Here is a 16,850-nt window from a genome sequence, read left to right on the forward strand (position 1 = left end):
AGTATAACTTGGTGTGTTTTTTTAAAACGCTGACAAAGCAAGCGGATAAAGTAAAGTAAATAAAACAGAAAAACTACCAAAACCAATTGCTGTATATCCAAGTGTTCTTGCTCCGAAATTGACAGCTAATAGGCCAACTAAAATTGCTAGGGAGCCGAGCGTAACTGGATAAAAAGCAATGGAGAATAACGAAAGAAATAAAGCGACATAGCCTACCATTGCGCCGGTATTTGTACCTTCTATTTCATTTGCAATTTCTTTACGCTTATGTCTAATTGGTATGCCAGCTGGTGATATTTCAGCAGCATACTCTTCGTTTTTTTCACCACTTTTAAAATGATGATTTCTCTTTCTTCGCATGTACATCCCTCTCTTTCAATTGGGTGTACCTATAGTATCTTACATAAAGGTAAGAACATGAGTATGAGTTAAACCCAAGTAAAGCAAAAAATGGAGAATACGTATTCCATCGTTAACATATCCATTTCCTATTGAAGATAAAGTGCGGGATTTTTTCCATCACGACTGATTATCAGCCAGCAACAATTGGATTTTTATGAGCAGTTCTCTCCCATTAACTGGTCCGCATCCATTGAATTTTGAGGTAGGTGTCTTACTGCAAGCGGGATAAAACAGGAATTTTGGAAAATGATGTAGAATGAAATGAATGATAATACGTGAAGGTAGGGGAATGTATGACAACATTTAATTGGCATGAATCAGCAGAGAAGAAATGGGATAGTAGTGCGGAGTTTTGGAATAAAAATAGTCAGGAAATGTGGGATAGCGGGAGTAGGAGCACAATTATTCCGTTTTTTGAACAATACGTAAAGAAAGAAGCACAAGTGCTCGATGTTGGTTGTGGTGATGGGTACGGTACATATAAATTAAGTAGCGCAGGCTATAAAGCAGTGGGAGTAGATTTATCGGAAGTGATGATTCAAAAAGGTAAGGAGCGCGGAGAAGGACCAAATTTATCTTTTATAAAAGGAGATCTTTCTGCATTACCATTTGAAAATGAGCAATTTGAATCAATTATGGCAATTAATTCTTTAGAGTGGACGGAAGAGCCATTACGAGCGTTAAATGAAATAAAGCGTGTGTTAAAGAAAGATGGATATGCATGTATTGCAATTTTAGGACCGACAGCAAAGCCACGAGAGAACAGTTATCCTCGCTTGTATGGAAAAGACGTTGTTTGTAATACGATGATGCCTTGGGAATTTGAACAGTTAGCGAAAGAACAAGGTTTTAAAGTTATAGATGGCATCGGCGTATATAAGCGCGGAGTAAATGAGAAGATGTTAGGTCAACTACCTACAGAGTTACAACAATCGTTAACATTCTTATGGGTATTTATGTTAAAAAACGTATAAAGAAATGAAAGAATTTTTAGGAGGTAAATAAGTGCAGAAAATACAAAAAACTGATACAATATCATCAGAACCAATTAAAGGGGGACTAGGGTATATGACAACTACTACAACTACTACAACAGTGAAATCCGATATTGAAATCGCACAAGAAGCGAGTATGAAGAAGATTCAAGAAATTGCAGCTGATTTAAATATTTTAGAAGATGAATTAGAGCCATACGGGCATTATAAAGGTAAGTTATCTCTTGATATTTTTAAGCGCTTACAAGATGAGAAAGACGGTAAAGTTGTTTTAGTAACAGCAATTAACCCAACTCCAGCTGGAGAAGGTAAATCAACAGTAACAGTTGGTTTAGGTCAAGCTTTTAACAAAATTGGTAAGAAAACAGTAATTGCACTTCGTGAACCATCTCTTGGACCGACGATGGGATTAAAAGGTGGAGCAGCAGGTGGCGGTTTTTCACAAGTCGTACCAATGGAAGACATTAACCTTCACTTTACTGGAGATATCCATGCGATCACAACTGCTAATAACGCATTAGCAGCGTTTATTGATAATCATATCCAACAAGGAAACACACTTGGAATTGATACGCGTAAAATTGTTTGGAAACGCTGTGTTGACTTAAATGATCGTGCCCTTCGTAACGTAGTAATTGGTCTTGGTGGACCTGTACAAGGTGTACCACGTGAAGACGGTTTTGACATTACAGTCGCATCTGAAATTATGGCTGTATTCTGCCTTGCAACAGATATTCAAGACTTAAAAGCGCGTCTATCTCGCATCGTAGTTGCTTATAACTTTGCAAATCAACCTGTAACGGTTAAAGATTTAGGTGTAGAAGGTGCGTTAACGCTATTATTAAAAGACGCATTAAAACCAAACTTAGTACAAACATTAGAAAATACACCAGCTATCATTCATGGCGGACCATTTGCGAATATCGCTCACGGTTGTAACAGTGTTATCGCTACAACAATGGCAGCAAAATTAGGTGATTATGTTATTACAGAAGCTGGATTCGGTGCTGATTTAGGCGCTGAGAAGTTTTTAGATATTAAAGCTCGTGCAGCTGGTATCAAACCAGAAGCAGTTGTTATTGTTGCGACTATTCGTGCACTTAAAATGCATGGCGGCGTAGCAAAAGATCAATTAAAAGAAGAAAATGTAGATGCATTAGCAAAAGGTATGGAAAACTTACAGAAGCATGTTGAAACAATTCAAAGCTTCGGTGTGCCTTTCGTAATTGCAATTAATAAATTCATTACAGATACAGATGCAGAAGTTACATACTTACAAGAGTGGTGTAATGAGCGTGGCTATGCAGTATCCTTAACAGAAGTTTGGGAGAAGGGTGGCCAAGGCGGAGTTGACCTTGCTGAAAAAGTACTAAAAGAAATCGAAAAAGGTGAGAACAACTACGCACCACTTTATGAATTAGAATTACCATTAGAAGAAAAAATTCGTACAATTGCTCAAAAAGTATATGGCGCAAAAGATATTGAATTTGCCCCGAAAGCACGTAAGCAATTAGCTCAATATGAAGGAGAAGGTTGGAGTAACCTACCAGTTTGTATGGCGAAAACACAATACTCTCTTTCTGACGATGCAACGAAATTAGGTCGTCCATCCGACTTTATCGTTACAATTCGTGAGCTAAAACCATCTATCGGTGCAGGTTTTATCGTTGCGTTAACAGGTACAATGTTAACAATGCCAGGTCTTCCAAAACAACCAGCAGCACTTCAAATGGATGTAAATGAAGATGGAAAAGCAGTAGGTTTATTCTAAAAGGTTGTAATTCATCTCGTTTATCTGTAAACTATATATACATCAAGTGGCGCCTTTCCATCGAAAGGCGCCTGTTTTTTGGAGGAAATTATGTTTGATCCAACTGCTTTTGACAATTTAAAAGTAATCGTAGAAGGTGCTGTGTATGATTTTGATCTACATGGAGATATTCTTGTAACAGATCGAAAAGATATGATGGACCTTGCCTCATTAAGTCGTATATATCATATCTCATTTCAATTAACAGAACCGTTCGAACCATTAGTAGAAGCAACATTTTCATTATCTGTGGATGCAAAGAACTTGTCTGGTGAAATACTAGAAGTGCCTCAGTTTACACCAGGTTGTGAAATGAAGCTAGCATTTTCATTCCCGTTAGAACAACCAGAAGTAGGATGCGAAGAAATTGAAACTTTAATGCGTTCTATATGGGGAAAAGAAAGAATGATTATGCAGAAAGTTTCATACGAATATAATAAGCAAGCGATTTCATATCATAATAAGGTAGAGGTTCTATTTCAAAAAGCGATTACAGAAGACCATGTTGATGATTTAATAGCTGTTATTTCACACATGATAGAAACGGTGCGAACAATACAGCATTTTCTTCAAAAATAGAGATAAAGGAGAAAAACAAATGATAAAAGATATGCAACCATTTTTACAACAAGCTTGGGAGAAGGCTGGTTTTAAAGAATTAACTGAAATTCAAAAACAAGCGATTCCAACTATTTTAGAAGGACAAGACGTTATAGCTGAATCTCCAACTGGAACAGGAAAAACGTTAGCGTACTTATTACCCCTTTTACATAAAATTAATCCTGAAGTAAAACAGCCACAAGTTGTTGTTTTAGCGCCAACACGTGAACTTGTAATGCAAATTCATGAAGAGGTTCAAAAGTTTACAGCAGGAACTGAAATTTCAGGTGCATCTTTAATTGGTGGTGCAGATATTAAGCGCCAAGTTGAAAAATTAAAGAAACATCCGAGAGTAATTGTCGGTTCACCAGGACGTATTTTAGAATTAATTCGTATGAAAAAGCTAAAAATGCATGAAGTGAAAACAATTGTATTTGATGAGTTTGATCAAATTGTAAAACAAAAAATGATGGGCGCAGTACAAGATGTAATTAAATCAACGATGCGCGACCGTCAATTAGTATTCTTCTCAGCGACAATTACCAAAGCGGCAGAAGACGCGGCACGTGATTTGGCAGTTGAACCACAAGTGGTACGTGTAACACGTGCAGAGTCAAAAAGCTTAGTTGAGCATACGTACATCATTTGTGAGCGACGCGAAAAAAATGATTATGTAAGAAGAATTATGCATATGGGCGATGTAAAAGCAGTTGCTTTCTTAAACGACCCATTCCGTTTAGATGAAATTACTCAGAAATTGCAGTTCCGTAAAATGAAAGCAGCAGCTCTTCATGCAGAAGCAGGTAAGCAAGAGCGTGAAGCAACGATGCGTGCATTCCGCGGCGGAAAATTAGAAATTCTACTTGCTACTGATATTGCAGCACGCGGTATTGATATTGATGATTTAACACATGTAATTCACTTAGAATTACCGGACACAGTAGACCAATATATTCACCGCTCAGGACGTACAGGACGTATGGGTAAAGAAGGAACTGTCGTATCTCTTGTAACTCCACAAGAAGAGCGCAAATTACTACAATTTGCGAAAAAACTAGGCATCGTATTTACGAAGCAAGAAATGTTCAAAGGAACATTTGTAGAATCGAAGCCACCAGCACCTAAGAAAAAGAAACCAGCATTTACTGGGAAGAAAAAGCCTAGATAAATAATGGGGAAGGCGTAACTATTTATAGTTACGTCTTTTTGTTTGTAATTGAATAACAAAGGGAATTTAAATGTATCTATCTTATAAGAAATATCGATAAGGGTGAATCATTTCTCATTTAGTTTGTACAAGGAAGTAATATAAAAAAGTCGAATATTAAACTGATGCGAAATAATAAAAAGAAGGTACATATATGGATAGGAAATTAGGAATGTTTTTGAATACGAAACATATTGAAGTAAACGAAGGAATACAAAAAGCAAGGGAATGGGATTTAGAATATACTCAATTATATGCTATGAATAAAAACTTCAACTTAGCTAATATTCCAGAGGTAAAATGGACTGCTTTAAAGAAAAGCTTATCTTTTAATGGGATAAAGATTCCATCATTAGCAATTAGTTTTGGAGAAAATGGAATTACAGGAACAGAAGCTGACAGTGCAATAAATCAGATTAAATATATTACTGACAGAGGTTTGGAGCTGGGAGCAAAGATAATAACAGCTCATATTGGGAAAGTTCCAGATGATGAAAAAAGTGAGAGCTATGATAAAATGGTGCGGGTTTGTTATGAGATAGGGGAATTAGCATTCAAATTTGGGGGAGTCTTTGCTATTGAGACAGGATCTGAAAAAGCAATAGTATTAAAACGATTTTTAGAAAATGCAAACTCGAAAGGACTAGCTGTTAACTTTTACCCAGCAAATTTAATAAGTGATGTAAATGAAAATCCGTTAGAAGGTTTATTACTATTAAAAGATTATATAGTACAAACTCATATTAAAGATTGTAAAGAAGTGAAAAGTAATAGTTCAAGTAAGTATATAGAAGTAGGGGTAGGAAATGGTGAAGTGGATTTCGATATATTCTTCAAAGTATTAGATGAAATTGGATTCGACGGATATAACATGATTGAAAGAAACAATTATTTTGACGAACTGGATGGGATGAGTCAGTCGATAAATTTTGCAAAGAAGTACATACCAACTCAAAAGGAATAACGATACCAGCTGTAGAAAGCTACATAGAATGTAAAAAAACAATAGGAGGAATACAAATGATTCATAAAGTAGGACAAATTATGTTATATGTAAATAATCAAGATGAGGCAGTAAATTTTTGGACGGAAAAGGTAGGGTTTCATGTAGTTGCGGAGGAAGATAACAAGCAAGGAATGAGATGGATTGAAATTGCTCCAACTAATGGTGCTGAAACGAGCATTATATTACATAATAAAGAAGTTATTTCGAAAATGAGCCCAGAATTAAATCTTGGTACACCGTCCTTAATGTTCTTCTCAGAAAATCTGGATCAATTATATGCAGGTTTAAAAAATAAAAATGTTACTGTTGGAGAAATGGTAACTATGCCTTCTGGTAAAGTGTTTAACTTTGCTGATAGTGAAGGGAATTATTTTGCGGTTATGGAGAAGAATCAATAATAATATTGCTATGTGAAAATCCCCCTCAAATATATTGAGGGGGATTAAATCTTTGAAGTGGATTTTTCATGAGAGAGTTGTTTAATAAAAAATGCACCTTTTTCAATAGCGGTTTCAATGTAACCGACAATTTGATTAAACGTAAACACCTGTAAGTCTTCATGCAAATGTTGCTCGGGATACAACATATCTTCAAAAAGATACTTTCGAAAAGCTAAAACGTTTTCTTTAGAAACCTCTTCAATATCCACAATGTGAGCCTCTTGATTGAGAAGAGAGAAGAGCTGTTGTTCTTTATCGTAATGATGAAGCAACTTTGCATTTAACAATTTAAAATCGTTATAGTACAGGGGTGCGATAGTTTCGTCATTTTCTATTCTATTTTTTAGCCATGGTAGAAAAAAGCCACTTAGCCAATTATCATCGGCAATGAGGTGGGTGTAATAGCCTAAAATAAAGGGGGAATCTATATGTGCTTCGTATTTATGAAAAAATGAATCATAATCTATTCTTCTCGTATAGTTCTTCGTTGTACCAGCATAAAAATGTGAGGTTCCTTTTTCTTTTTTTGAATGAACAGCATCAGGGGCTACAGCTCCAAGTAAGAAAGAAGTTTTATCTTGAATAGATAGTTTCTCAGCAATACCGTTAGCGATAATAATATGCATAATTCGTGATCCCATGAATGCCACCTCTGTTTCAAGTATTCATTTCAGGAAGAAGACTGAACAGTTAGTATTACTTTCCCTGTACTTTTTCTACTTTCGACCCATTCATGTGCTTTCCCTGCATCTTGAAGGGGAAAAGATTTTGTAGCTTTCATTTGCAAACTTCCGTCACGCAAATAACGGAAAACTTCATTTGCCGTTTCTTGGAGTAGTTCAGGACGTTTTTTCCGTGTAGTGCCAAAGCTAAAGCCTAGTATAGAGCGGCAACTTGCGTGTAAATCTTTCGTTTTGAAATTGCCAATTTTACCGCTTGCATTACCGAAATGAACGAGGCGACCGTAATAAGCTAGGCAGTTTAAACTTCTTTCAGAGACAGTTCCAGAAATAGAGTCCAAAATTATATTCACTCCTTCTCCGTTTGTCAGCTCATTGACTTTCTCTACAAAATCTTCATCTTGATGACAAATAACATAATCAGCTCCAGCATCTAAAGCGATTTCTTTTTTCGTTTCACTTCCGACAGTACCGATAACTGTTCCAGCCCCTAATCGTTTTGCAAGTTGAATCGCGGTAGTACCAATTCCGCCAGCAGCTGCATGAATCAGCACGGATTCATTTTGTTGAAGCCTTGCAACATTCACGAGTAAATTATAGCTTGTGAAAGATACGATCGGACAAGCAGCTGCAGTTTGAAAGTCGACTTCATGGGGTAAAACGAAAGTGAGATTTTCATTTGAAACAACGTACTCTGCGTAAGATCCATTTTGAGGAAAAGCAATGACACGCTGTCCAGGTTGAATATTTTTCACATGAGAACCGACGCGTTCTACAATACCAGTTGCATCTATTCCTGGAATAAAAGGTAGTGCTTTATTTCCTTTTTTGCCATAACGTGATTTAATATCAGCGAAATTTACACTAGTAGCAACAACGCGAATTAAAACTTGATCTTCTGAAATAGCCGGTATATCCAAATCTGTATATTTCATCACTTCAGGACCACCGAACGACGTTACAACGATAGCTTTCATCATATATCCTCCTAAATTTGACTATATAAATCATTTTAAATCTTTATCAGAAATTGGAAAATTATATAATAGTTATGCGTGGTTATAAGTGAAGCTTATGAACTCATCGGATCATAATATTAATTTATATAAAAAATTTTTTCGGAAAAATCGAACGAAATATGAATTACTTGTCAATATATAGTGTAAGGCAAAGGAGGGCTGGAATATGAAGGCTGAAATAGATTACGCACATTTAATTCGATTAACTTTATCAGGAAATAAAGAAGCGTATAGCGAATTGTATGATGTAACGATTCAAGAAGTATATAAAACAGCACATTTTTTAATTGAAGATAAAACGGATGTAGATGATGTCGTTCAAGAAGTATACATACAGCTATATGAATCGCTTCGTAAATATGATAGCGAGAAGCCATTTCGCCCTTGGCTAATTGGGCTTGCGATTAAACAAATTCATTCTTATAGAAGAAAGAGGTGGATGCGACTACGAATTATGAAAAAAGCAGAAGAGCAAAGAAAGCCAGTGCAAATTGATTTTTCTAACGATGTTGTAAGTAAAATATCAAACCAAAAACTAATCAAACTCATTCATAAATTACCGTATAAATTGAAACAAGTTATTATCTTAAGATACTTATACGAATATTCACAAGAAGAAGTAGCACAAATATTACATATTCCAATTGGTACAGTGAAGTCTAGAATTCATGCGGCATTAAAGAAACTACGTCAAAAAGAGCAAGTAGAAGAAATCCTTTTAGGAGAGGTAGGGAATGTGAAATGAGTTTAGATTGTAGAGTTAGAGAATCTATACGAGAAGAAGCGAAGGGGATTGTTGCCCCGCCGGAGTTAAAAGAAAAAGTAATTGTTCAAATCAAAATGAATCGCGGGGGAAGTAAGGTGAAGAAACGTCTTATCGCCGGAGTGCTTGCAGCAGCATTTTTAATCCCTACGACCGGTTTTGCATATCAATCTATTATGGTGGATGGTATATACGGATCTTTTGAGAATTTAAAAAAACACGCCGGAGCGATGACATTAGAGACGTATATGCGTTTTAATGCAAAATTATCAGAAGCGAAAGATGAAATGAGTTCGAAGGAATATGAAGAGTTTACAAAAGAACTGAAAAAATTAACTAATGCAAAGCTTGCGTACGGGGATTCGAACGGTAATATAGATTATGATCAATTATCACCAGCTAAAAAAGAGGAATTGAAAAAGGTAGTAATGGAGCTTCATCCGTATTTTGATAAATTAAATGGCCATAAATCTAGTAAAGAAGTATTAACGCAAGAAGAGTTTGATCATCGCTATATGGAAGCTTTAATGACACATGAAATAGTACGAGTGAAGACAAAATCAACTGGTGCAATAAAAATAGAAGAAGTACCTGAGGCGTACAAAGAAAGATTTATTAAAGCGGAGCAGTTTATGGAGTATGTAGATGAAAAGGTGAGATAAGTAAAAAAGCTCAAAGCTTTAGTTTTGAGCTTTCTTTATTAAAAGAAAATAGAGCATTCAATTATATTTTTTCATCGTTGCATTGTCCTTTTGTATAAAACAATCTAAAAGGGAATAACCAGCTATTAAACTAATAATCGTAACAAAAGTTGTATTTATTAGAATAATATTAACTAAATAAGGTAGGTATTCGGCAAGTGGTGAAAAGAGTAGTGCTGGGGAAAAGGAAATAAATAGTGTAGGCACTGTAATAGCAATAAATTTATCCGGTTGAAAGCTCCAGTTTTGTTTACTCGTTTCGCGATTAATAGATTGAAGGAATCGTAATAAAATGCCAACTATAAGAGGGAAGAGTGTAAAGTAGAATAATCTTGGATAAACGTTAAAGTTCACTTGTGCATCTGTATCTAAATAAAATTGAATTTTTACTCCTACAAATAATAATAAGACGATAAATAATGTGAAGCAGAGGTATAGCATCACTTTTTGCATTATATTCCACCATCCTTTACTCAAAATATATTCGAAAAAAGAAGAGATATACAATAACTACTGTTGTATATCTCTTCTTTTACTGTTAGTTAATAGTGGAGTTTGCTTTTTCTTGCTTCGTGAAATAATCAATAATGCCCATTGCGCTAATTTCTATATCTAGATGTAAAATATTATAAACGGAATGATCTGATGGAACGTTTAACTTTGTAAGATGAGAAGAGATTTTATCCATTAACAAAGTTTGTAAAGCTTTAGTTGCTTCATCGAAATCATTATACTTTTCAAAGACTTCCTTACCAGTATGAATGAAAATAGGTAGCCAATATTCCAGTTGATTATATACTTCTGTAACATGAGAGGATGCACCGTAATGACCGAAATAAATAGTATCTACATTCATACTTTGAATGTGATTTTTAGAAGTAATCATCGCATCTGGTTGGAATTGTGAAGGGGACGTTGATGGTAGATATAACTCTACATCAACGTCTGCGAGTTCTCTATAATAAATTCCAATTGTATCGCCAGTAAAAATCCCGTTTGTTAATGAATCGTGAATGCTAATATGGTGCTTCGCATGTCCTGGTGTATCATAAAATGTAAGGGTACGGTTTTTTGCAATTTTTAACGTATCACTATGTTGTACAATATGAACACGTTCTTCTTCAATTGGAAGAATTGGATCAAAGAGTTTATCGAAATCTTCTTTGTAGACAGCTTTTGCACCCAAAATAAGTTTTGTTGGATCAATCATATGACGAGCACCACGAGAATGCACATATAACGTAGCATTTGGGCACTTTTCCATCATTAAACCAGCTGCGCCAGCGTGATCTAAATGCACATGTGTAACGATAATGTTTTTAACATCGTTTAAATCAATATGTAATTGTTGTAAGCCGTCTAAAATATACGGAAGAGAAGGGGCTGCACAAGTTTCAATTAAAGTAATATCGTCACCTAATAAAACGTACGTACCTGTTCGTTCATTATGCTGTAAATCGAAATCATCAATAAGATATAGGTGAGAAGATAATTGCTCTACTTTTTTCATAGTTATCACTCCTTATATACTGCATGTTTTTATTATACGCTAAAATAGAAAAAAGGCAGAAAACGAAGCTCGTCTTCTGCCTTTTTGTAATATTATTATTTCGTTTGTTGTTTATTAATAGACATAATGAACAGTCCAACAATCCCGCCTGCTAATGGAAGCATAATCTCTCCTGCTAAATTAAAGTAGGAGCTTAAGAATAAACCATTTACATCGATTACCCAGCCAGTAACATACAATAACATCATATATAGTACGAAATAAAACTCGCGATTTGAAATCGTTTCATGTTGTGCAGTTTTCATAATGAACACCATCCTTTTCTTTTATAATGGAATATAAACTGTCACATTTTGTTCACATTTCAATTGTAAAACTTTCCATCATAAAAGTCTAGTAGTTTGTGTCGAATTTTCGAACGGAAATAAAGCGCTATCATTACAACTTATAAGTACGTAATAAGAGCTGTATATTCACGAATGTAGTATAGTATAAACATAGAATGATAGTGAAGAGAGGGGCAAAGACAATGACAGTTTATGATTTTTCAGCTAAAACAATTACAGGTGAAGAAAAATTGTTAAAAGATTACGAAGGAAAAGCACTTCTTATTGTCAATGTAGCTAGCAAATGTGGTTTCACACCACAATATAAAGGATTACAAGAGGTATATGATAAATATAAAGACCAAGGACTCGAAATACTCGGATTTCCTTGTAACCAATTCGGGGGACAAGAACCAGGTACAGAAGCGGACATTACTAGTTTTTGTGAATTAAACTACGGTGTAAACTTCCCGATGTTTGCAAAGGTTGATGTGAAAGGTGATAAGGCTCACCCTCTATATACATACATGACAGAACAAGCACCAGGTTTACTTGGTATGAAAGCAGTGAAATGGAATTTTACGAAGTTTTTAATCGGAAAAGACGGGAAAGTAGTAGGGCGTTTTGCTCCGCAGACGAAGCCGGTAGATTTAGAGGTTGAGATTGAGAAGGTGCTTGGGGAATAAGTAGGAGTTTCACTTTATTAAAAAACGTCTCAAAGAACAATGTAGTTCTTTGAGACGTTTTCTTTAAACTCAAATTTTCAAGATTAAATAACTGTATCAAAGCCATCTGATTTAGGTAGAGAAGCTGCTTTTTTCATAAGCACTTCCCATAAGTGTACGGATTTCTTCCATTCTACCGTAGCCTGCCCCTGTTGATACATAGCGTTCTCATAACTGGCAGTAAGTTGTTGCATATCGGCCGAGTTGTAAAGTGTATCGATATGGAGAGCGTATTCTCGGAATGTTTGACTTTCACCCCGTGGTATGCCAATTCTCGCAAATTGTTTTAAAAGTGCACCGTAAGCTTTTTGATAAACAGCATCATCTTTTCGGTATTTATAGAAATGAATAATAAGAAATGTCATCCATTTCATTCTAGTGGTGAAGAGAATGTATCCTATAATACTAATTAGTATCGTAGAGAGGAATACGTACCACCAAGAAAAACTAGTTTTAGAATTTGTGACCTTTTTAGTAGAAGCTTCTTCTGTATTTTCAATTAAACTTTTAAGTTTTGCTTCATTATTTCGTTGTTGTATTTGCTCGTTATTAGAATTATTTGCTTCGCTATTTTGTGAAATAGGAGCAGGCGTATTATTTATAAAATTATAGGGATTAGTAAATCCTTTTGTCGGTTCGAATGGAATCCATCCGTATTCTGGGAAATATACTTCGACCCAAGAGTGTGCGTTATCGTTCGTGATTGTATAAACATCCTCACCTTCTGCAGAGGCAAGTGTATTGTCAAGAGTTCCTTCTGTATAGCCTTTCACCCAGCGAGCTGGAATCCCGGCAGAACGAAGTAGTACAATCATAGACGTCGAAAAATTATTACAGTAGCCGCTTTTTGTATCGAAAAGGAATTGATCTACATAATCTTGGCTTTTGGCAGGGAATGAGACATTCGTTGATTCGTATGTAAAAGAGTTGTCTGTGAAGTAATTTTCAATAGCTAATACTTTATCATATCGGTTGTCTTTATCATTTGTAAGATTGATAGCCAAGTCTTTTACGCGCTGTGGTAATGACTCGGGAAGTTGTGTGTACTTTGTCATAAAATAAGGATTTGTTTCTTGACCTTCATTTGTTTTTACAGCTTTCAAGTTTTTTATGGAAAACTCAGGGATCTCATATGTTACTTTATACGAATGTAAAGTAGTAGAAGAGTCTCCATTCATTGTATAAATTTTTTCTGAAAACGGGTCAACACTGTATGATACATCAGAAGAAGCTTCAACTGTTACTAATCCTGCTGGATAGGTAAGGTGAGGGTAACTTTTTTGCATGGTAATTGTTGCCTCAGTAGTTTCTGTTTTTGTATTTTGTTCGTACCAGCTTACGACGTCGTTTTTATTTTTAAAAGAAACCTTTTTCGGATTTTCAGAAACCTCCCAGCCTTTTCCGGTATAAAAATCTTTCGTTTCGACTCTCCAATATTGTTTGTTTTGCGTTCGTGCTGTGAAAACAATTGTAGGATCCGCCTTAAAAGGACCACCTAATCGTGAGTCATCTAAACCATACCCAATTGTAGAAACTTTTTTTTCTTTACTTGCTTCAGATGTGTTGAATTTTAAGAAATCCATTGGGTTTGGCCATTGAGGGCCAAATTTTGGAGCAAAGTATGCGATGGTTGCTAATAATACAATAAATATTGTAAGTGGTCTAAGTAATTTTGAGATTTCCCTAGCATAATTTTGTAAGTGTTCACGTTCTTTTATTCGTTCTACTTGAAGAAGACTAAGCATAAAAAAGCCGATGACAACAGTACGAATAATAGCGTAGTTTGCATTGTATAAATGTAAGTTATGAAAAGTTGCGATATAAATAATAGTCAATACAAGAAATAGAAACCCACGTTTTTTATGAATAATCCAAAATGAAGTGAAAGAACTCAAAAACCAAAATGAGAGAAAAAATAAAACCGTCGGAAAAACTGGAGAAATATCTAGTAAATTCCCTTGGAAAAACAGGGAGGAATTTCGAAACATATCAGAAAAGAATGCTGTTAGCCAAGATGGATTTATAAAAGCATTTTTATAATATAGGGAATGAATGATAAATAGGACTGTGACAATTTTTATTGGAATCTGCCACCTCGTTTGAAAAAAAGAGAGAGCGAAGCAAATTCCTATAAATGTTACGAAAATATCTAATCTACCTACATTTGTAATACCTATAAGAGGTCTTAGCCATTCTAGTAAAAGAAGAAATACACATGCATGCATAAAGAATCTGTTCGTATCCCACTTGTATTTTGTTTGTAATGTTATCATTTGCTCACCTCAAAAAACACGTTTGTATAACGGTTTTCATAAACCGTGTTTACAAATATTTGTCGTTTTTTTAGAGTTTCTATTATACTGATTTCTCGGTGTGAAAGTTGATTCGCTTTTTCTTTCACGACAAAAACCATACATTTTCTATTTCTTATAGCAGCACAATCAGCCGCCTTTTGAATATCGGGAGAAAGATTACTGGTCACGAGTATAACCGTGACGGGCTCATAAATTTTTCTTAGTTCCATGTCTACACTCTGGGAGAGCGGGAATACACTGTCTGCTTGCACTTTTGCTAAATGACAAAGGATTTGTTGTAACTGCGTATCTCCATTGTCTAAAGGGAAAATAGTTTGTTCTTTTCCGATAGACACGAATGATGCTGGTGAATTTTGTTTCAAGACAGTCCTTACGATAGAGGCAGTAAATGTGACGACTGATTCGAATAGAGGAGACTCGGTTCTGTCTATGAATATCATGACATTATGGCTGCGCTGTTGTTCAAACTCTTTTGTCATAATAGTGTTTGTTCGTGCAGTTGCTTTCCAATCAATCCATGAAAAGCGATCACCAGGTTTATAGTCTCTGACACCGACAGAGATTGTAGAGTCTTTTGCTGAATTTATATTTGCTGAAAGCGCTCCTTGTTCGAAATGATTTTCCAATTGTCGATATGCTATATCTACATACTGGGGATAGACTAAAAATGTATCTGGAACTGAAAAAGTTACTTCTTTCTCTATCATGCCGAATAAATCGCCAGTTTTTACACGAACGCTTGAAAAAGTGTGCTCGCCTCTAGAGATTGTGTCAATAACATATTGAAACGAAATATTTTGTTTCAATCCTGGGAAGAGTACTACCTTATTCATCTTTGTTTGTTTACAACTTATAAATTGTGGTGGCAGTTCATCTTCTATAACTAAATAAAGTAAGGGAAAAGGAAATTTTCTTTTTATTGTAATCGTGCTTATAAATTGTTCTCCTACTACATATCCATTTTGGTTTGTTATTCGTCTTACTTCAGCGTCCCGAAAAGCGTAAAAGGGGAGTAGTAGTGAATAAAGAGCAATGGGAATTGTGCTGTAAAACAAAAACCAACTTACAAACCCTCCTTGAAACATAGCGTACACAAATGTTAAGACTAGACATAAAGGGAGTAGCAATAACTTCGTAACGTGATATAGCGCTCGCAGTATTCGTTTCATCAAGGGTTCATCGTCCTTTGAGTCGGCACAGTAGTTCGTGCAACGATTTTTGCGATAACTTGTTCTCCAGTTATTCCTTCAAATTTTGCTTCCATTTTTAAAATGAGTCTATGTGCTAAAACGTAAGGAGCTAAAAATTTAACATCGTCTGGAATAACATAATTTCTGCCATGGATAAATGCATAAGCTTGTGAAGCTTTCATTAAAGCAATTGAGCCACGTGGACTTGCACCTAGCTGTATAGAACTGTACGTACGAGTCTGATTAACAAGTTTTACAATGTAATGCTTAATTGCTTTGTCCATACTTACTACCCGTACGCTTTGTTGTAAATAAATTAATTCTTCTATTGTAGTAATGGTCTGTAATTGAGAGAGTGGATTTGTTTTTTCCATCCGGTTTAAAATTTCAAATTCTTCTTCTGGTGTAGGATATCCCATTTTTAGTTTCAATAAGAAACGATCGAGCTGAGCTTCTGGTAGAGAATATGTTCCTTCATATTCGACCGGATTTTGTGTAGCCATGACAAAGAACGGCTTTGGTAAAGGCCTTGTAATGCCATCGATTGTAATATTGCCTTCTTCCATACATTCAAGTAAAGCAGATTGTGTCTTTGGAGATGTACGATTAATTTCATCAGCAAGTACAAAATTCCCCATAATTGGTCCAGGCTTGAACTCAAATTGGAGCTCTTTCGGATTATAAATAGAAACTCCTGTTACATCTGACGGCAATAAATCAGGTGTAAATTGAATTCGCTTATAATCAGCATCAATGGATTTAGAAAGAGCACGTACTAGCATTGTTTTCCCGACACCAGGAACATCTTCTAATAGCACATGACCGTCAGCTAAGAGAGCTGTCAAAGCTAAGATCGTTTCTTTTCGTTTTCCGACCATTATTTTTTCAATATTATTGATTATTTTTTCTACAGTGGGATGTAATGAATCAAGCTGGGGCATCGTAATCCTCCTAATGTTATTATCGTTTTCTAATCTATTTAGTGGACATATTTCTAATTCTATTTGTAGATAGTAAAACTTCTACCTTAAATTCTGAGAATATTCAGATTATTTATTTCGATTACATCTAGTATAATTGTTTCCGTAACTAAGGGCAATACAGTAAATAATGATTTGTAGTTTTATGTAAAATCAGACTCGATATAAAATAATAACATTG

At 35.2% G+C, this 16,850-nt stretch carries 18 protein-coding genes; 9 read left to right on the forward strand and 9 right to left on the reverse strand.

Annotation, left to right across the window (positions count from 1 at the left end):
• Nucleotides 1-21: 21 nt before the first annotated feature.
• Nucleotides 22-360, reverse strand: a complete 339-nt coding sequence (locus tag AC1Q8M_RS06505; RefSeq protein ID WP_001253201.1) for a hypothetical protein — start codon at nucleotides 358-360, stop codon at nucleotides 22-24.
• A gap of 335 nt (nucleotides 361-695) precedes the next feature.
• Between AC1Q8M_RS06505 and AC1Q8M_RS06510 the strand changes: the two genes are divergently transcribed.
• The 6 genes from AC1Q8M_RS06510 (at nucleotide 696) to AC1Q8M_RS06535 (ending at nucleotide 6,418) form a co-directional block, all read left to right on the forward strand.
• Nucleotides 696-1,376, forward strand: coding sequence for a class I SAM-dependent methyltransferase (locus tag AC1Q8M_RS06510; RefSeq protein WP_000206577.1), 681 nt, complete (start codon nucleotides 696-698; stop codon nucleotides 1,374-1,376).
• Between the two features lie 94 nt (nucleotides 1,377-1,470).
• The gene (locus AC1Q8M_RS06515; protein ID WP_492334159.1) at nucleotides 1,471-3,168 is read left to right on the forward strand and encodes a formate--tetrahydrofolate ligase; all 1,698 of its coding nucleotides are present in this window, start codon (nucleotides 1,471-1,473) and stop codon (nucleotides 3,166-3,168) included.
• Between the two features lie 90 nt (nucleotides 3,169-3,258).
• Nucleotides 3,259-3,786, forward strand: a complete 528-nt coding sequence (locus AC1Q8M_RS06520) for a hypothetical protein (protein WP_000460216.1) — start codon at nucleotides 3,259-3,261, stop codon at nucleotides 3,784-3,786.
• Between the two features lie 19 nt (nucleotides 3,787-3,805).
• On the forward strand, nucleotides 3,806-4,975 hold the full coding sequence (locus AC1Q8M_RS06525) for a DEAD/DEAH box helicase (RefSeq protein ID WP_000588611.1): 1,170 nt from the start codon (nucleotides 3,806-3,808) through the stop codon (nucleotides 4,973-4,975).
• A 193-nt stretch (nucleotides 4,976-5,168) separates the two neighbouring features.
• Nucleotides 5,169-5,978, forward strand: a complete 810-nt coding sequence (locus AC1Q8M_RS06530; protein ID WP_492334125.1) for a sugar phosphate isomerase/epimerase family protein — start codon at nucleotides 5,169-5,171, stop codon at nucleotides 5,976-5,978.
• A 56-nt stretch (nucleotides 5,979-6,034) separates the two neighbouring features.
• Complete coding sequence (locus AC1Q8M_RS06535) at nucleotides 6,035-6,418, forward strand: VOC family protein (protein WP_000581475.1); 384 nt, start codon at nucleotides 6,035-6,037, stop codon at nucleotides 6,416-6,418.
• 44 nt (nucleotides 6,419-6,462) lie between these two features.
• On the opposite strand, the gene AC1Q8M_RS06540 is transcribed toward AC1Q8M_RS06535, so the two are convergent.
• Entirely contained in the window at nucleotides 6,463-7,101 is a 639-nt protein-coding gene (locus tag AC1Q8M_RS06540; protein ID WP_098360815.1) for a zinc dependent phospholipase C family protein, read from the reverse strand.
• Nucleotides 7,102-7,130: 29 nt separating this feature from the next.
• Nucleotides 7,131-8,117, reverse strand: a complete 987-nt coding sequence (locus AC1Q8M_RS06545; protein WP_000644636.1) for a quinone oxidoreductase family protein — start codon at nucleotides 8,115-8,117, stop codon at nucleotides 7,131-7,133.
• Between the two features lie 208 nt (nucleotides 8,118-8,325).
• Here AC1Q8M_RS06545 and AC1Q8M_RS06550 point away from each other — a divergent pair, with 208 nt between their 5' ends.
• The gene (locus AC1Q8M_RS06550; protein WP_000642665.1) at nucleotides 8,326-8,904 is read left to right on the forward strand and encodes a sigma-70 family RNA polymerase sigma factor; all 579 of its coding nucleotides are present in this window, start codon (nucleotides 8,326-8,328) and stop codon (nucleotides 8,902-8,904) included.
• Nucleotides 8,901-9,584: a DUF3600 domain-containing protein gene (locus tag AC1Q8M_RS06555; protein ID WP_098855560.1), complete on the forward strand. Its 684-nt coding sequence runs from the start codon at nucleotides 8,901-8,903 to the stop codon at nucleotides 9,582-9,584. Before AC1Q8M_RS06550 ends, AC1Q8M_RS06555 begins: the two co-directional genes overlap by 4 nt.
• Nucleotides 9,585-9,641: 57 nt before the next feature.
• Here the strand turns inward: AC1Q8M_RS06555 and AC1Q8M_RS06560 are convergent, their stop codons facing one another.
• The 3 genes from AC1Q8M_RS06560 to AC1Q8M_RS06570 form a co-directional block, all read right to left on the reverse strand.
• The gene (locus AC1Q8M_RS06560) at nucleotides 9,642-10,076 is read right to left on the reverse strand and encodes a hypothetical protein (protein WP_001174535.1); all 435 of its coding nucleotides are present in this window, start codon (nucleotides 10,074-10,076) and stop codon (nucleotides 9,642-9,644) included.
• Between the two features lie 85 nt (nucleotides 10,077-10,161).
• Nucleotides 10,162-11,133: an MBL fold metallo-hydrolase gene (locus AC1Q8M_RS06565; protein WP_098360816.1), complete on the reverse strand. Its 972-nt coding sequence runs from the start codon at nucleotides 11,131-11,133 to the stop codon at nucleotides 10,162-10,164.
• Nucleotides 11,134-11,228: 95 nt separating this feature from the next.
• Entirely contained in the window at nucleotides 11,229-11,438 is a 210-nt protein-coding gene (locus AC1Q8M_RS06570; protein WP_000844983.1) for a DUF3925 domain-containing protein, read from the reverse strand.
• A 224-nt stretch (nucleotides 11,439-11,662) separates the two neighbouring features.
• On the opposite strand from AC1Q8M_RS06570, the gene bsaA reads away from it, so the two are divergent.
• Nucleotides 11,663-12,145 (forward strand): glutathione peroxidase, encoded by a 483-nt coding sequence (bsaA, locus tag AC1Q8M_RS06575; protein ID WP_098360817.1) that lies wholly within the window; start codon nucleotides 11,663-11,665, stop codon nucleotides 12,143-12,145.
• An 83-nt stretch (nucleotides 12,146-12,228) separates the two neighbouring features.
• Here bsaA and AC1Q8M_RS06580 read toward each other — a convergent pair whose 3' ends face one another.
• Genes AC1Q8M_RS06580 through AC1Q8M_RS06590 form a run of 3 tightly spaced genes read right to left on the reverse strand, consistent with a single transcriptional unit; the run spans nucleotide 12,229 to nucleotide 16,630 of the window.
• Nucleotides 12,229-14,457 (reverse strand): transglutaminase TgpA family protein, encoded by a 2,229-nt coding sequence (locus AC1Q8M_RS06580; RefSeq protein WP_061661188.1) that lies wholly within the window; start codon nucleotides 14,455-14,457, stop codon nucleotides 12,229-12,231.
• Nucleotides 14,454-15,668 carry a DUF58 domain-containing protein gene (locus tag AC1Q8M_RS06585; protein WP_098855559.1) on the reverse strand — a complete coding sequence of 405 codons (1,215 nt, stop codon included), beginning with the start codon at nucleotides 15,666-15,668 and terminating at the stop codon, nucleotides 14,454-14,456. Before AC1Q8M_RS06585 ends, AC1Q8M_RS06580 begins: the two co-directional genes overlap by 4 nt.
• Complete coding sequence (locus AC1Q8M_RS06590; protein WP_001135799.1) at nucleotides 15,668-16,630, reverse strand: AAA family ATPase; 963 nt, start codon at nucleotides 16,628-16,630, stop codon at nucleotides 15,668-15,670. Before AC1Q8M_RS06590 ends, AC1Q8M_RS06585 begins: the two co-directional genes overlap by 1 nt.
• Between the last annotated feature and the right edge of the window lie 220 nt (nucleotides 16,631-16,850).

This window comes from Bacillus sp. GW823-FHT06A10 (assembly GCF_058795375.1).

Excerpts from the sequence above, each read along its gene's own strand:
- AC1Q8M_RS06550 (WP_000642665.1), top strand. The coding sequence starts at position 8,326 with ATGAAGGCTGAAATAGATTACGCACATTTAATTCGATTAACTTTATCA.
- AC1Q8M_RS06570 (WP_000844983.1), bottom strand. The coding sequence starts at position 11,438 with ATGAAAACTGCACAACATGAAACGATTTCAAATCGCGAGTTTTATTTC.
- AC1Q8M_RS06515 (WP_492334159.1), top strand. The coding sequence starts at position 1,471 with ATGACAACTACTACAACTACTACAACAGTGAAATCCGATATTGAAATC.
- AC1Q8M_RS06545 (WP_000644636.1), bottom strand. The coding sequence starts at position 8,117 with ATGAAAGCTATCGTTGTAACGTCGTTCGGTGGTCCTGAAGTGATGAAA.
- AC1Q8M_RS06590 (WP_001135799.1), bottom strand. The coding sequence starts at position 16,630 with ATGCCCCAGCTTGATTCATTACATCCCACTGTAGAAAAAATAATCAAT.
- AC1Q8M_RS06505 (WP_001253201.1), bottom strand. The coding sequence starts at position 360 with ATGCGAAGAAAGAGAAATCATCATTTTAAAAGTGGTGAAAAAAACGAA.
- AC1Q8M_RS06510 (WP_000206577.1), top strand. The coding sequence starts at position 696 with ATGACAACATTTAATTGGCATGAATCAGCAGAGAAGAAATGGGATAGT.
- AC1Q8M_RS06560 (WP_001174535.1), bottom strand. The coding sequence starts at position 10,076 with ATGCAAAAAGTGATGCTATACCTCTGCTTCACATTATTTATCGTCTTA.
- AC1Q8M_RS06520 (WP_000460216.1), top strand. The coding sequence starts at position 3,259 with ATGTTTGATCCAACTGCTTTTGACAATTTAAAAGTAATCGTAGAAGGT.
- AC1Q8M_RS06525 (WP_000588611.1), top strand. The coding sequence starts at position 3,806 with ATGATAAAAGATATGCAACCATTTTTACAACAAGCTTGGGAGAAGGCT.
- AC1Q8M_RS06565 (WP_098360816.1), bottom strand. The coding sequence starts at position 11,133 with ATGAAAAAAGTAGAGCAATTATCTTCTCACCTATATCTTATTGATGAT.
- AC1Q8M_RS06585 (WP_098855559.1), bottom strand. The coding sequence starts at position 15,668 with ATGAAACGAATACTGCGAGCGCTATATCACGTTACGAAGTTATTGCTA.
- AC1Q8M_RS06555 (WP_098855560.1), top strand. The coding sequence starts at position 8,901 with ATGAGTTTAGATTGTAGAGTTAGAGAATCTATACGAGAAGAAGCGAAG.
- AC1Q8M_RS06530 (WP_492334125.1), top strand. The coding sequence starts at position 5,169 with ATGGATAGGAAATTAGGAATGTTTTTGAATACGAAACATATTGAAGTA.
- AC1Q8M_RS06540 (WP_098360815.1), bottom strand. The coding sequence starts at position 7,101 with ATGGGATCACGAATTATGCATATTATTATCGCTAACGGTATTGCTGAG.
- AC1Q8M_RS06580 (WP_061661188.1), bottom strand. The coding sequence starts at position 14,457 with ATGATAACATTACAAACAAAATACAAGTGGGATACGAACAGATTCTTT.
- AC1Q8M_RS06535 (WP_000581475.1), top strand. The coding sequence starts at position 6,035 with ATGATTCATAAAGTAGGACAAATTATGTTATATGTAAATAATCAAGAT.
- bsaA (WP_098360817.1), top strand. The coding sequence starts at position 11,663 with ATGACAGTTTATGATTTTTCAGCTAAAACAATTACAGGTGAAGAAAAA.